Annotated in this window: 15 protein-coding genes, 1 tRNA gene and 1 riboswitch; of the genes, 6 read left to right on the plus strand and 10 right to left on the minus strand. The window is 65.0% G+C overall.

Annotation, left to right across the window (positions count from 1 at the left end):
- Positions 1–150 precede the first annotated feature (150 nt).
- Positions 151–510, plus strand: a complete 360-nt coding sequence (locus tag CXY71_RS09385) for a DNA-binding protein (RefSeq protein ID WP_104135378.1) — start codon at positions 151–153, stop codon at positions 508–510.
- A 275-nt stretch (positions 511–785) separates the two neighbouring features.
- On the opposite strand, the gene CXY71_RS09390 is transcribed toward CXY71_RS09385, so the two are convergent.
- From CXY71_RS09390 to CXY71_RS09410, 5 genes are all read right to left on the minus strand, one after another.
- Positions 786–2537 carry a dipeptide ABC transporter ATP-binding protein gene (locus CXY71_RS09390; protein ID WP_368665877.1) on the minus strand — a complete coding sequence of 584 codons (1752 nt, stop codon included), beginning with the start codon at positions 2535–2537 and terminating at the stop codon, positions 786–788.
- Positions 2534–3391 (minus strand): ABC transporter permease, encoded by an 858-nt coding sequence (locus CXY71_RS09395; protein ID WP_104135379.1) that lies wholly within the window; start codon positions 3389–3391, stop codon positions 2534–2536. The genes CXY71_RS09390 and CXY71_RS09395 overlap by 4 nt, the downstream gene beginning before the upstream one ends.
- Positions 3388–4335 (minus strand): ABC transporter permease, encoded by a 948-nt coding sequence (locus tag CXY71_RS09400; protein ID WP_104135380.1) that lies wholly within the window; start codon positions 4333–4335, stop codon positions 3388–3390. The genes CXY71_RS09395 and CXY71_RS09400 overlap by 4 nt, the downstream gene beginning before the upstream one ends.
- A 78-nt stretch (positions 4336–4413) precedes the next feature.
- Positions 4414–5925 carry an ABC transporter substrate-binding protein gene (locus CXY71_RS09405; protein ID WP_104135438.1) on the minus strand — a complete coding sequence of 504 codons (1512 nt, stop codon included), beginning with the start codon at positions 5923–5925 and terminating at the stop codon, positions 4414–4416.
- A 3-nt stretch (positions 5926–5928) separates the two neighbouring features.
- Positions 5929–6147 (minus strand): thioredoxin, encoded by a 219-nt coding sequence (locus CXY71_RS09410; protein ID WP_233195426.1) that lies wholly within the window; start codon positions 6145–6147, stop codon positions 5929–5931.
- Between the two features lie 124 nt (positions 6148–6271).
- Between CXY71_RS09410 and orn the strand changes: the two genes are divergently transcribed.
- The 4 genes from orn (at position 6272) to CXY71_RS09430 (ending at position 8793) form a co-directional block, all read left to right on the plus strand.
- The gene (orn, locus tag CXY71_RS09415) at positions 6272–6946 is read left to right on the plus strand and encodes an oligoribonuclease (protein WP_104135381.1); all 675 of its coding nucleotides are present in this window, start codon (positions 6272–6274) and stop codon (positions 6944–6946) included.
- A gap of 44 nt (positions 6947–6990) precedes the next feature.
- Positions 6991–7066 (plus strand) — tRNA-His (locus tag CXY71_RS09420).
- A gap of 65 nt (positions 7067–7131) precedes the next feature.
- Positions 7132–7482: a metallopeptidase family protein gene (locus CXY71_RS09425; protein WP_104135439.1), complete on the plus strand. Its 351-nt coding sequence runs from the start codon at positions 7132–7134 to the stop codon at positions 7480–7482.
- Positions 7483–7506: 24 nt separating this feature from the next.
- Positions 7507–8793 carry a D-alanyl-D-alanine carboxypeptidase family protein gene (locus CXY71_RS09430; RefSeq protein ID WP_104135382.1) on the plus strand — a complete coding sequence of 429 codons (1287 nt, stop codon included), beginning with the start codon at positions 7507–7509 and terminating at the stop codon, positions 8791–8793.
- On the opposite strand, the gene CXY71_RS09435 is transcribed toward CXY71_RS09430, so the two are convergent.
- Genes CXY71_RS09435 through CXY71_RS09455 form a run of 5 tightly spaced genes read right to left on the minus strand, consistent with a single transcriptional unit; the run spans position 8794 to position 12701 of the window.
- Positions 8794–9066 carry a hypothetical protein gene (locus CXY71_RS09435; protein ID WP_104135383.1) on the minus strand — a complete coding sequence of 91 codons (273 nt, stop codon included), beginning with the start codon at positions 9064–9066 and terminating at the stop codon, positions 8794–8796.
- The gene (locus tag CXY71_RS09440; protein ID WP_233198365.1) at positions 9063–9689 is read right to left on the minus strand and encodes an AAA family ATPase; all 627 of its coding nucleotides are present in this window, start codon (positions 9687–9689) and stop codon (positions 9063–9065) included. The genes CXY71_RS09435 and CXY71_RS09440 overlap by 4 nt, the downstream gene beginning before the upstream one ends.
- Positions 9682–10476: an energy-coupling factor transporter transmembrane protein EcfT gene (locus CXY71_RS09445; RefSeq protein ID WP_104135384.1), complete on the minus strand. Its 795-nt coding sequence runs from the start codon at positions 10474–10476 to the stop codon at positions 9682–9684. Before CXY71_RS09445 ends, CXY71_RS09440 begins: the two co-directional genes overlap by 8 nt.
- Entirely contained in the window at positions 10473–12047 is a 1575-nt protein-coding gene (locus CXY71_RS09450; RefSeq protein WP_104135385.1) for an ABC transporter ATP-binding protein, read from the minus strand. The genes CXY71_RS09445 and CXY71_RS09450 overlap by 4 nt, the downstream gene beginning before the upstream one ends.
- 3 nt (positions 12048–12050) lie before the next feature.
- Positions 12051–12701 carry an ECF transporter S component gene (locus CXY71_RS09455; protein WP_104135441.1) on the minus strand — a complete coding sequence of 217 codons (651 nt, stop codon included), beginning with the start codon at positions 12699–12701 and terminating at the stop codon, positions 12051–12053.
- Positions 12702–12734: 33 nt separating this feature from the next.
- Positions 12735–12844: riboswitch (TPP riboswitch) on the minus strand.
- A gap of 43 nt (positions 12845–12887) precedes the next feature.
- Here CXY71_RS09455 and CXY71_RS20690 point away from each other — a divergent pair.
- Positions 12888–13109: a hypothetical protein gene (locus CXY71_RS20690; RefSeq protein WP_146071768.1), complete on the plus strand. Its 222-nt coding sequence runs from the start codon at positions 12888–12890 to the stop codon at positions 13107–13109.
- Positions 13110–13168 lie beyond the last annotated feature (59 nt).

Raw genomic sequence — 13168 nt, forward strand, 5'->3', positions numbered from 1 at the left:
GACTACGGCACACTAGAACCACACGAGAGTGGCCCTGTTTTCAGTTGGCAGAAGTGGCCCTGTTTTCAGTCGGCGTTAACACTCGGGTGACGATCAGCCGTCGATGAGGTAACCGTTCGCATCCGTTGGGTGCATTGGACATGCGGTCCCATGTCGCTCCCGGAGTCGAGCGTCGTGAAGATTGACCGTCTTCGCCGCCGTCGCGTTGTGCGTGCTGCTCGGTTCCAGCCGATTTCGTGGGCTGCGCATAGAGACCGCACGGACCAAATCACTGCACACGTCATTCCCCAGCCCGGCATCACCTACATCACCGTCGCGGCGCCGCCCGTCGCGTACACGATGCAGGCAGCGGCCGCCGCCTGCGGCCCATCCGTCTCCACGCTCCGCGCTGCTGTCATACGTGGCCCGCTCGCTGCGCGATGGGTCGGCAGCAAGCTGATAATCCGGCACGAGGACCTGGCCGAATGGGTTGGTGAGCTCAGCGCAGATGACCCAGCCAACGCGCTCTAAACGAATAACGTAGAGCCCCGCGCGCCTGACTTTCTAAGTCTCGCCGGTGCGACTCTTTTTGTTTGCAGGTTGACCCGCTCCAAGGGGCACGCAGAACCACCTGAAGGCATACCTAGCCCTTCAACCCTTGCAAACACTGGAATCCGAGGGCGAGAACAGTGGATTAGAAGGCCGGTGCTCTATCCACTGACCTACGGGGGCGGGACCTTTCAAGGTTACAGGTCGCCGGCGGGGTCAGGTCGCCGCAGCGCTCAGGTCGACGAAGCCTGCCCAGGTCAGGGAGCGCTGCGCGGGGCCAGGTCGGGCATCGAGGGCGTCGCGCTGATCAGCTTCCGGGTGTACGGGTGCAAGGGGCGGTCGTAGACATCACCAGTCGGACCACACTCGACGATGCGTCCGTCGGAGATGACGGCCACGGTATCGCACAGGTGACGGACTACGCCGAGGTCGTGCGAGACGAACACGAGTGTGAGCCGGTATTGGTCGACCAGTTCGGCGAGCAGGTTCAACACCTGCGCCCGCACCGACACATCCAGGGCACTGACTGCTTCGTCGGCGACCAAAAGCCGCGGCCTCGTGATGAGCGCTCGTGCGATGGAAATTCGTTGCCGCTGGCCTCCGGAGAACTGGTGCGGATGCCGGTCCATCACGTCGGCGTCGAGTCCGACCGCGGCCAGCTGGGCTTCCACCCGGGCTCGCATCTCGGCCCGACCGACGTGCTGCAGGGGTTCGGCGACGATGTCGCGCACCTTCATGCGAGGATCCAGCGACCCCATCGGATCCTGGAAAACGATCTGCACCTCACGACGAAACTCGCGCAGTTGCCGCTCAGAGGCTCCCCCGAGCTGTTGCCCGAGCACGTCGACCGTGCCGGAACTGGGCTGGTCGAGGGCGCACAGGATGCGCATGAGGGTTGATTTGCCGGAACCCGATTCGCCGACGATGCCCAGGCGTTGTCCCGCAGCCACGTCAAAGGAGAGGTCGCGCAGGCCGTGCACGATCGGTTTCGGGGCGAATAGACGGCCACCGGGCCTCCGATACTGCCGGCTGAGCTCTCGCACCCGAATGGCGGGTTCGCCGGACACCTCGTTGAAGACTATTGGAGGGCCACCCGGTGCGAGGCGCTGGTGGGCGGCGCGGTACGGCGGCAGGATCGCCGCCGGCGCAGCATCCGCTTCGATTCGGCTGGGTGCGATGAGTGTCCGGGCTGCTGGGGGGGTGCGCAGTCGGCCACGGTCATCGACCACGGAGAGATCCGCGGCGGCAATGAGATTCTTCGTATACGGATGCTTCGGCGCGGCCAATACGCGCCCTACCGGCCCGTCCTCGACGATAGTGCCCCGGTGCATGACGAGCACCCGCCGGCAGACCTGCGCGACCACCGCTATGTCGTGGGTGATCAGGAGAAGGGAGGAGCCCCGGTCGGCCACCAAACCCCCGATGAGCCCAAGCACCTCGGCCTGCGCTGTGACGTCGAGGGCCGTGGTCGGTTCATCACAGAGCAGCAGCTGCGGGTCGTTCGCCATGGCCATCGCGAGCAGTACGCGCTGGCGTTGACCGCCGGAGAGCTGATGCGGAAAAGCGAGGGCCGCCTGGGCGGGGTCGGGAAGCCTGACCTGGGCCAGTAGCTCGATGGCACGGTCCTGGGCTTGTCGCCGACCATTTTGGGTGCGATGCACGGTCATGATTTCGGCGACCTGGGCTCCCACCCGCATGAGCGGATTCAGGGCGGTCATCGGCTCCTGAAAGACCATCGCCATGGTGTTGCCGCGCACCTGGTTCAGGCGGCGTTCGTCGGCGGTGAGCAAGTTGGCGTCGCCGCCGTTGAGGCGCACCGAGCCGGTGGCCGTGAGGGTGTCGGGCAGCAGCCCCATAACGGATGTCGCGGCGAGCGACTTTCCCGACCCGGATTCCCCGATCAGGCCGACCCGTTCGCCGACGGCGATGTCGAAGCTGAGGCCGTGCAGCAGCTCCATGAAGGGCGAGCTGACCCGCAGGTCGGTCACGCTGAGGGCGGGCGCGGTCAACGTTTCACCTGCATGCGAGGGTCGAATCGATCGCGCAGGCCGTCACCGAGCAGGTTGAAGCCCAACACCGCGATGGCAATGGCGATTCCCGGCCAGACAATGAGCAACGGTTCGATGAACAGGTAGCTCTGGGCATCCTGCAGCATACGGCCCCACGAGGGCGTGGGCGGGGGCGTACCGAGCCCGAGGTAGGACAGCGCGGCCTCGGCGAGCACCGCGATGCCGAATGAGACAGATGCCTGCACGATAAGCATGCCGCTGATATTGGGCAGAACGTGCCGCACGCCGATGAAGAGGCCGTTCTTGCCCGAGGCACGCGCGGCCAGTACGTACTCGCGGCTCATGATCTGCCGGGTTCCGCTGCGGGCGATGAGGGCGAACGCGGGTGCCGTGCCGATGCCGAGCGCCACCATCGCGGTGACCGTTCCGGCACCATAAATAGCTCCGAAGATGATCGCGAGCAGCAGGGCCGGGAAAGCGAGCGAAACGTCGTTGCCGCGCATCATGAATTGGTCAAGCCGGCCCGGATTCATGCCGGCCACGATACCGAACGGCACGCCGAGCACGGCCGCGATCGAAACGGCGACGGTGCCCACGAGCAGGGAGATTTGAGCGCCGCGCAGCAGGGAACTGAAGACGTCGCGCCCGAAGCTGTCGGTGCCGAGCAGGTGTTCCGAGCCGGGCGGCAGCAGGATCGAGTCCGAGAAGATCCCTTCCGGGTCGAACGGTGTCCACCAAAGAGATACGACGGCGGCCAGCACGACGAGACCGATCAGCGCAAGGCCGGCCCGGAGCGTTGCGTCGCCACCACGAACCGTACGACGAGCGGACTTCGCGGGCCTGATGGCGGTCATGACGCGCTCCGCAGTCGGGGATCGATCACAGTGAATGCCAGGTCGACGAGAAAGTTCAGCACCAGCACGAACACGACGAGCACCAGCACGATGCCCTGCACGGCGGGCAGGTCGCGCAGGGCGACCTTGTCGAGCAGCAGGCTGCCGAGGCCGGGAATGCTGAACACCCGCTCGATCACGACGGCGCCGATCAGCAGCGTGGCGATCTGCAGACCGAGCACGGTCATCACCGGCACAGCTGCGTTGCGCAGCCCGTGCCGAAATAGGGCGCGTGCTGTTCCGAGGCCCTTGGCTCTGGCCGTGCGCATAAAGTCGTCGCGCATGACGTCGAGAACCGCCGAGCGCACATAGCGACTGAGCACGGCGCCCTGCACGCTGCCGAGGGCAATCGCCGGCAAAATGAGGTGCTCGATGAAGCCACCAAAATCGTCGGCAGGATCAACCCAGCCGCCTGCCGGAAGCCAGCGCAGGGTCACGGCGAAGAGGGTTACGAGCAGCAGTCCGGCCAGAAACCCGGGCACGGCAACACCGATTTGGCTGATGCCCGACAAAATCGCGCCGTCCGGCCCGCGCTGCCGGACCGCGGTCAAGATTCCAAACGGGATCGCGAACAGCAAGGCCAGAACGACGCTGGTCAGAACGAGGATCACCGTGATGCCGAGGGCATCCGCAATGTCGGGGCCGATCGGCTGACGCGACACTGTGGAGGTGCCGAAATCGCCGACGAGCACGTGCCCGATCCAATCCAGGTAGCGCACGATCGGTGGGCGGTCGAGACCCATCGCCGTGGCCTGCGCAGCAACATCCGCTTCGGTGGCCTGCACGCCGAGGGCGATGCGCGCCGCGTTGCCGGGCAAGATAGCCAGCAGGAGAAAGGTCACGATCGAGGCCACGACGACTGTCGTCGCGAAGACGACGATACGACGCAGAATCACCAGGACCATTGCAGACTTTCTCGAAAGCGCGTGAGAGGGATGCGACATCCGCTCGACATCAACCGTAGGGGTGAACGGCTTCGTCCGTTACCTGGCGATGGTCGACAGGTCCAGCGCGAGGCTCGGCGTGTTCTTCGGCACGCCGAGCAGATCGGCGTCGGCCAGTGAGATCGCCGGCTGCAGGTACAGCCAATTAGCAGATGCTTCCTCAGCCATCGTGCGCGTCGCCTCCTTCATGAGCGCTACATAAGCGGCCGGGTCGGCGGCATCCGCCTCAGCGAATTTTGCCATCACTGCGGGCGAGTCGTAGCCGGCATAATAGGTGGGGGCCGCGAAGACGCTGACGTCACGTGGTTCGCTGTGCATGATGAGCGACAGGTCGTAGTCGTGGTCGGCGAACACCTCGTCGAGCCATACCGCGGGAAATTCGAAGGCGGTCACCTCGGCGTTGATGCCAACTTCGGCAAGCTGCGCCTTGACCACCTGCGCGCCAGCCACTGCGTAGGGAAGGTTCGGAATCTTGAACGCGACGGTCAGGTCGCTCATGCCTGCCGCGGCGAGGAGGTCGGTCGCTTGGGCGGGATCGTAGGGGTACAGGTCGGCGAGCTCGGCGTCGTACCAGGGGTCGGTCGGCGGTACCATCGAGCCGATGAGCAGACCGTAGCCGCTACTCACCGTGTCCATGACCGCCTGCCGGTCGATGGCGTACATGACGGCCTGCCGCACCCGAACATCGCTGAACGCGTCGCTGGCATTGTTCATCGACAGGGTGACTTCACCCGTGCTGGCACCCTCGAGCACCTGGTAGTCGGAGTTTGATTTGAACTGATCGACCAGCTGAAACTGCGAGATGCCCGAAATGAGGTTGATGTCACCGCTGAGCAGGGCGTTGGTCTGTGCGGTCGCGTCGGTGAAGTAGCGCAGTGTGACATCGGTCAGGTACGGCGCCTCTCCCCAGTAGTTGGCGCTGGCAGCCAGGACCAGGCTGTCGCCGGTTTTGAAGGAGCGCACCGTGTAGGGCCCCGTTCCGACCGGTGCCGTAGCCAGGTCGGCAATGCCGGCTTCGGTGAACATGGTGCCGACCGGACCTGTCATATTGAAGAGCCAGCCGTTGCTCGGTATCGACAGGGTGATCCGAGCGTCGGTGTCAGTGATGGCCTCGATGCTGGCAATCGGATCGAGGTAGGCCGGCCCGTTCGCGGTCCAGTTATCTTTCACGCGTTCGAGGCTGAACTTGACGCTATCGGCGGTGAATGGGGATCCGTCCGAGAAGGTCACGCCCTCGTTCAATACGAAGTCGTAGACCAGGCCGTCGTCACTGACCGTCCAGGACTTAGCGAGCAGGGAAATGATCGTGCCGTCGTTGTCGAGTTTCACGAGGCCCTCATAAACGTTATAGAGGAGCGCCTGCGGAATGGCTGCACCGGCGGTCGTGGTGTAGTCGAGGTTGCCGGGCGTAGCCAGCAGACCAACGGTCAACGTCGTGTCTGGTTCACCGTCGGCGGACGCGGTACCGGTAGAACACCCCACCAAAGCCAGCGACGCGATCAGCGTGGCCGTAATACTGGCGAGAATCGTGCGCCGGGTGGGGGCCCTCATCACTCAGAGTGCTTTGGCCGCGGCGACGAGAACCTGGGCCAGGGTCGGCACGCCGGCTGCACGAAAGACCTCGGCACCTTCGCCGTTGGTAATGATGACGGTCGGGGTGTTGCGAATCAGCAGGGCCTCGGCTTGCTCGGGTGCTCCGGCGACATCGATCTCGCGCACGGTCGAACCGGGAACGAGTCGTTTCGCCTCGGCCAGCACGGCACGCGTCTGCATGCACGGCTCACAGAATGACGACGAATACAGGGTAAATTCCATCAGGGGCCTCGCAGATCACGCGCAAAAGAACAGTGTTTTCAAGTTTACAGGCCCTGTCGGGGGCCACCGGTAGACTCAAGGCATGACGAACAGCACGACGGATACAGCACCAACGACAGACCCGACCGCTTCCCCGACCTCGAAGAGCCCCGACCGCTTGGTCTGGATCGACTGCGAGATGACCGGGCTCGACCTGGACCGCGACGAGCTCGTCGAGATCGCCGTCGTCATCACCGACTACGACCTCAATGTGCTCGACCCTGGTCTTGACCTCATCATCAAGCCCAACGACTCTGCCCTCGCAAATATGGGCGATTTCGTGCGCAACATGCACACCTCCTCTGGGCTGATCACCGAGATTCCGAACGGCATCAGTGCGGCCGAGGCTGAATACCAGGTACTCGAATATGTCTTGAAGTTCATTCCTGCCGAACAGAAGGCACCGCTGGCCGGCAACTCCATCGGCACCGACCGCGCCTTCCTCACCCGCTATATGCCGCGCCTCGACAATCAGCTGCACTATCGCAACGTCGACGTGTCGTCGATCAAGGAGCTGGCCCGCCGTTGGTACCCACGCGTCTACTTCAATGCCCCAGCCAAGGACGGCGGCCACCGCGCCCTGGCCGACATTCTCGAGTCGATCCGCGAGCTCGCGTACTACCGCCAGACGGTGTTTGTGGCCGACCCAGGGCCCTCGAGCGACGAAGCCAAGTCGCAGGCCGCGGAGGTTGTGCACTTATTCGCCTCCGAGGTGTAATAAGATGGCTGAGTTGCCCCGCGTTGTAAACGTGGGGAAGCATGGTGGGTATAGCTCAGTTGGCAGAGCGCCTGGTTGTGGTCCAGGAGGTCGCGGGTTCAATCCCCGTTACTCACCCCAATGAAATATCGTAGCTGCGAAAAGTATCGTTGTTTCGGCCATCGAGCCGTCGAGAGCAGATGACGATGCTAGAGCTGGACGCGTCCGATTTCGAGAAGCTCGTTGTTGATGAACTCGATCTGCTGCCCGATGACATGGTCGACGGCCTCGACAATATTGTTTTCGTCGTCGAAGATCGACCCGAAGACGGTACTCTCGATACCTTGGGCCTGTATGACGGCGTGGCTCTGACCGAACGCGGCCAGTACGGCTTCGGCGAAATGCCCGATCGCATCGTGCTGTACCGCGAGCCGCTGCTCGCCATCTGTACGAACCTCGACGATCTGCACGACGAAATTCACATCACCCTCGTTCACGAAATCGCTCACTTCTACGGCATTGACGACGACAGGCTGCACGAGCTCGGCTGGGGCTGACCTCAAGCGGTCTACCCTTGGGGAATGAGCTCCTTCCGTCCTGGCCGTCTTGTCGGAATTCTGGTCGGCACCGTCGTGATTCTCGGCTTCGGTGTCTACGGCCCCGCGATGCTTCTCGGTCCGCTACCCGCCGTGACCGCCACCACCGTCACGCCCACCACCGGTGCCTCGGCCTCCACTCCCCCGGTGCTCTCCGCCAATGGCGCGAGCGCCATCGCCGTGCTCGCCGCGACGACGAGTGATGTCTCCGGCACCACGTCGATCGGTGCGGTTTCGCAGGCTGCGGAGCCGATCGCCGTCGCCGGAACGGCGGACGCCCTGCCGATGGCGTCCATCGCCAAGGTTGTCACCGCCCTCGTCGTTCTCGATGCCAAGCCGATCGCGGAAGGGGAATCCGGCCCAGTCGTGACTTTGACTGCCGCCGACTTTCAGAGCTATCTGGATTACGATCGGGCCGGTGCTCGCTCGGTCACGGTCTTCGCCGACGAGCAGTGGACCGAGCTGGAATTTTTGCAGGCCCTGCTGCTGGGCTCGAGCAACAACCACGCCGATAGTGTGGCACGCTGGGCCTTCGGCTCTCTGGACGCCTACGTTGAAGCCGCCAACGCCTGGCTCGCGGAGAACGGGCTGACCGATTCCGCCGTTGTGGACGCTACCGGGCTGAGCGATGGCAGCGCTGGGACCGCTACCGATCTGGCTCGCCTCGCGGGTCTCGCCGCGACCGACCCGATTGTGTCTTCGATAGTGGAGCGCCCGGCATCCGCTTTGGCGGACCGTCGCGGTGTCGAGAACACCACCTCGTTTCTGCCCGAAGAGGGCATCACCGGTATTTCGCGCAGCTACACGGACGCGGCTGGCGTGTGTTTTCTGTTCACCGCCGAGGTCAGCGACGGCGCGTCGAGCTTCACGTTCTCGGGCGCTTTCATCGGCGAACCGACCTACGATGCCCTCACCGCGGACCTAACCGCACTCATGGAGAGCGCCAGGGCCGGAGTCGGACCGCTGTCGGTGCTGGCAGCTGGCGATGAGTACGCGGCGTTTGAATCGGCCTGGGGTGAGGAGGCTTCCGCCGTGGTCGGAGTCTCGCGCACTCGCTATGCCTGGCAGGCCGCCACGCCGGAAGCCGCCACGGTCACACTCAAGGATTTCACCACCGCGCGCACCGGCGCAAACATTGGAAAGGTACAGCTCACCGTGGCCGGGGAGAAGCTCTCGGCCGCGCTGAAGCTCGACCGCGCGATCAACAACCCGGGGCCGGGGTGGCGGCTGCTGCACCCGATCGTGATGATCACGGCGTTGCTCGATCAGTAGCTAGATCGGCTCTACCTCGGTGTCGATCGGATCACTCTCGCCCTTGTCGAAGGCGTAGCGCACGCGGTGTTGCCCGTTCACATCGCGTTCGTCGACCTCGTCGTACCAGAACACCGATTCCAGACCGGCGACGGCGGCGACCATGCTGATGCGGGCGGCGTGTTTACCGCGCACGAGCGCCCGGGAATCGATCTGGCCCTCGAGCGGGCCGTCGATGAACTCGGCGGTATACAGGGTGGGGGCACCGGCATCGTCACGGTCGGAGGTATTCATGGGTTCCAATCTAGTCCTGCGAATCCCGCGATGCCCTGGGGGTCGATCGTCTGTGTCGCAGGCGCCCTGACGCGCACGGTGGCACGACGTTCGGGTTCCTCCTCCGTGAGGTAGGCCGCCCATTCTTCCTGCCACTGGTCCCAGTGCGTTCGAAACGCCTCGCCATCGCGGTCGAGCGCTCGTTGTTTGCGCAGGTCGTCATCGGCGGCCAGCCAGACGCGTACGTCGCTGAGCGGCTCATGCGCGGCCGCGAGAGTACCGCAGCCCTCAACGATCAGTGGTCGTTCTTCGGCAAGCGGATGCCACTCCGCTCGCTGATTCGCGCTCCAGTCGTAGCGCTGCCACGCCGCGACCCCGCCTGCTCGCCGGGGTTCGAGAACGTGCCACCGCAGATGCCGAATAGCGGCATCGAGTCCGTCCCAGCCGGGGTAGATGTCATCCATGCGCACGAGCTGCGGGGTATGACTGCCCGGCCACTGCCGGGCTAAGGCGTCAGCGAGGGTGCTCTTGCCCGCGCCGCTTGGCCCGTCAATGAGTACCACCGGGTTCGGCCCGGCAGCGGCGACGGCCTGCAGCACCGGCGCCAGCAGCTCCGCGCGGGCGCCAGACTCTGCCTCAGGCAAGAATGAAGCTCCAGGTCTCTGCCCACACCGCAACGCCGATGGCGGTGGTAGCAATCACGAATCCAATTGTGACGAGCACAGCATCCGCTGCCCGAAATCGGGAGAGCCTAGCCCAGGTGCGCGGTTCGTCGCTGCCGAAGCCGCGGGCTTCCATGGCCGTGGCGAGTTTGCTGCCGCGCCGTACCGAGATGACAAGCAAAGAGAAGGCCGGACCGAAGAATCGTCGGGCAGCACCCCGTACGCCGCCGCCGTCACCGACTCCGCGGGCCCGTCGGGCGAGGGTGAGCGAGTGCCAATCTTCGATGAACATGCCGACCAGGCGCAGTCCGGCGAGTCCGCCGAGCACGAAGCGGGACGGCAGACGCAATATCTGGGCGAGCCCGTCGGCGAGGTCGGTCGGGTCGGTCGTCGCTAACAAGACGATGCCGGGCAGGCCGATTGCAAGCACGCGCAGCCCGATGGCCAGTCCCAGTTGCGCTGAGCCCTCGGTCACCGAGATGAAGCCGAACTGCCACAGCAGCGCGCCGGAATCTTCGCCGTAGAGCACCGTCGTAACGGACGCCATCGGGGCTGCGATCCACACCGGCGCGGTTCGCAACCAGAACTGCCTGGCGCCCAGGCCACACCAGAACAACAGCGCAGCCTCGAGCAGCAGGGCGACGCCAGCCGACACCCAGTCGATGGAGAGCAGCAGTGCGCAGCTCACGATGAGGGCCACGGTCAGTTTGGAGACCGGGTTGAGTCGGGCGACAACGCTTGGGCGAATCGTCGGGGTCAGCAAACTCATCGGGCGTCCGCCCCGAGCCTGATCGAGTCGGGCATGCCCAGCCGGTATTCTTCGTCGGCGAGGGCACTGACGAACTGCGCGTCGTGGGTGACCGCAACCAGCGCGGTTCCTTCGTCGAGTTGCTCAGCCAGCAGGATCACGAGTTCCTGCCAGGTGCGGGAATCCTGCCCGAACGTCGGCTCATCGAGCACGAGCAGACGGGGCCGGGTGGCAAGAACGGTGGCTACGGACATCCGCCTCTTCTCGCCACCCGACAACGTGAACGGGTTGGCGTCGGCGAGATGATCCAGTCGCAGTCGATGCATCAGATCACCAACCCGGGTGCTCTGCTCGGCCACGCTGAGCCCGAGAGCGCGCGGGCCGATCAGCAGGTCATCGCGCACGGTAGCGGCCAGAAACTGGTGCTCGGGGTCCTGAAACACCGTCCCAATGCGGGTGAGTAGCTGTTTCGAGCGCCACCGGTGCGGCTCGGCCGGGATACCGGCTGAAAAGTCATCGCTTGCTCGCAGTGCCCCGCCGGCGGGTTTTAGCAGCCCGGCCAGCGTGAGCGCCAGGGTGGACTTTCCGGCACCGTTCGGCCCGGTCACGACAGTCGCTGTGCCCGCGCGCAGGTCGAAGGTGATGCCATCGGCGACAACGGATGCCGTGCGCCGGCCAAACGGAACGCGACCGACTGCGAGTCCCTCCGCCCGCAGCAGGGTCTCAGGATGCCGGATCGGGTGCCGCGTGGGAAACCGTGGTGGCCGGGCGGGTACCCAGACGCCGGCCTGCGCCAACCGCTCACCCTGGCTGGACAGGATTTCGCGGGTCGGACCGTCCGCGAGCACACCGCCCGTCGGGTCGAGCACGATGACGCGGTCAACGACGTCTTGCCAGACCTCGACCCGATGCTCGATGACCACCAACGTTGCCCCGGAGTGGTCGAGCGAGCGCACGACGGCATCCCGCACATCGATGACCCCGCCCGGGTCGAGGTTCGCGGTTGGCTCGTCGAGCAGCAGCAGCCCCGGCCGCATGGCGAGCACACCGGCCAGGGCCAGGCGCTGCTTTTGCCCACCGCTCAGGCTTGAAGTAGGATGGTTAAGAGGCAGGTCCAGACCGACCTCGGTGAGGGCCTGCCGCACCCGAGGCCAGATCTCGGCACGCGGCACGGCGAAATTCTCGCAGCCGAAAGCGACGTCGTCGCCGACCCGGGCGAGCACGACCTGAGAATCCGGGTCCTGCAGCACCAGGCCGACCCGCCCGCGCGCCTCGGCGGCGCGATGCCCATCGATGAGCAGACTGCCCGTTTCGTCGCCGTCTTCGGCGTCACCGAGCACCCCGGCGAGAGCGTGCACCAGGGTACTTTTGCCTGCACCACTGGCCCCAAGCAGGAGCACCCGTTCGCCGGGCTCGATCTGCAGGTCAAGACCGGAGACCGCTTGGTTGTGGCGACCGGCGTGGCGCCAGCCCCAGTCACTGGCGCGAATGTGCGCCGCTCGGATCTGCGGGTTTCGAATCAGAGCAGAGGGAACCCGCACGGCCGGGATCCGCGGGTCGCGGCCGTGCGGGATCGGCGAAGTTTCAGGCATCCGCTAGCTGATCGCGGCAGCGGGCGCGCGCGACCCTTCCCGACCGGCGGCGAACCGGCTGAGGGCGCCGGTTCGGGCCAGACCGCGCACGGCGAGCCAGGACAGCAACCCGGCCAGCACCGTGCCAGAGACGACGGCGGAGACGAAGTAGACGGCCTTGTAGCCAAAATCCAGTGCCGCATAGCTCGTGAGAGTTGTGTCGAGCAATCCAACAGCAACACCCGCGCCGGCACCGGCGAGCAGTGCGACGCCGAGCCGCCAGTTGGAGTAGAGGAACAGGGCCAGAATGATTTCGGCACCGAGTCCTTCAACGACGCCCCAGATCAGGGTGGAGAATCCCCACTGGGTTCCGATCAGCATGGAGACGACGGCGGCAACAACTTCGGTGTACAGAGCCGCACCGGGCTTGCGAATGATGAGGCCCCCAAGCACACCGGCGAACAGCCAGCCGCCGGCTAAAAGGCCTTCAAGCCCGGGCGTGAACGCGAGAATCGCGCTGAGCGGGGACCACGCGAGGCCCCAGGCCCAGAAGATAACACCGCTCGCGACACCGATGACGCTCGCTACGACGATGTCGACGACGCGCCAGCGAAAGTTGCGCTTAGTGGCTTGTGATGAAACAGATTGCTTGAGTGAACTCGTTGTAGCGTGCACTGTGTCGTGCCCTTTCCGTAGGTGAATACAGGGCACGGGATTGAGAAGCCTCCCTGCGCTGGCATTATCCAGATCAGGTTCGACGGTCGAAGCTTATTCAGCTTCCTCTCAGCCCGGTGTACCGGACTCCCGTGATCGTACCTAAGTATAGTGCCCCGCTTAGACTGACGGCATGGTGATCACGACATGAGCATCGGCGTTCTGCTCGTTTTGGCGGCCCTGTATCTGCTGCTCATGCGCCGGTTCGTTCTGCGGCGGCGGCGAATAGCGCAGGGTCTGTCGGTGAGCGGCCCCTGGCACTTTCCCGCTTGGCTGCGCCCAAGAGTTCCGCGCTGGGTGCGGCGACGATTCGGGCGTCGCCCGCGCGCCGCGCGGCGGTTGCGCCACACCGGTGCGGGCCTACCTTAGCTCCGTGCGCCCATGTTCTATCATGGGCCCACTTTCCGGGCCCGGGCCAGGTGCACAGG

The sequence above is a fragment of the Cryobacterium sp. Y62 genome, assembly GCF_002929785.1.
GTDB lineage: Bacteria > Actinomycetota > Actinomycetes > Actinomycetales > Microbacteriaceae > Cryobacterium.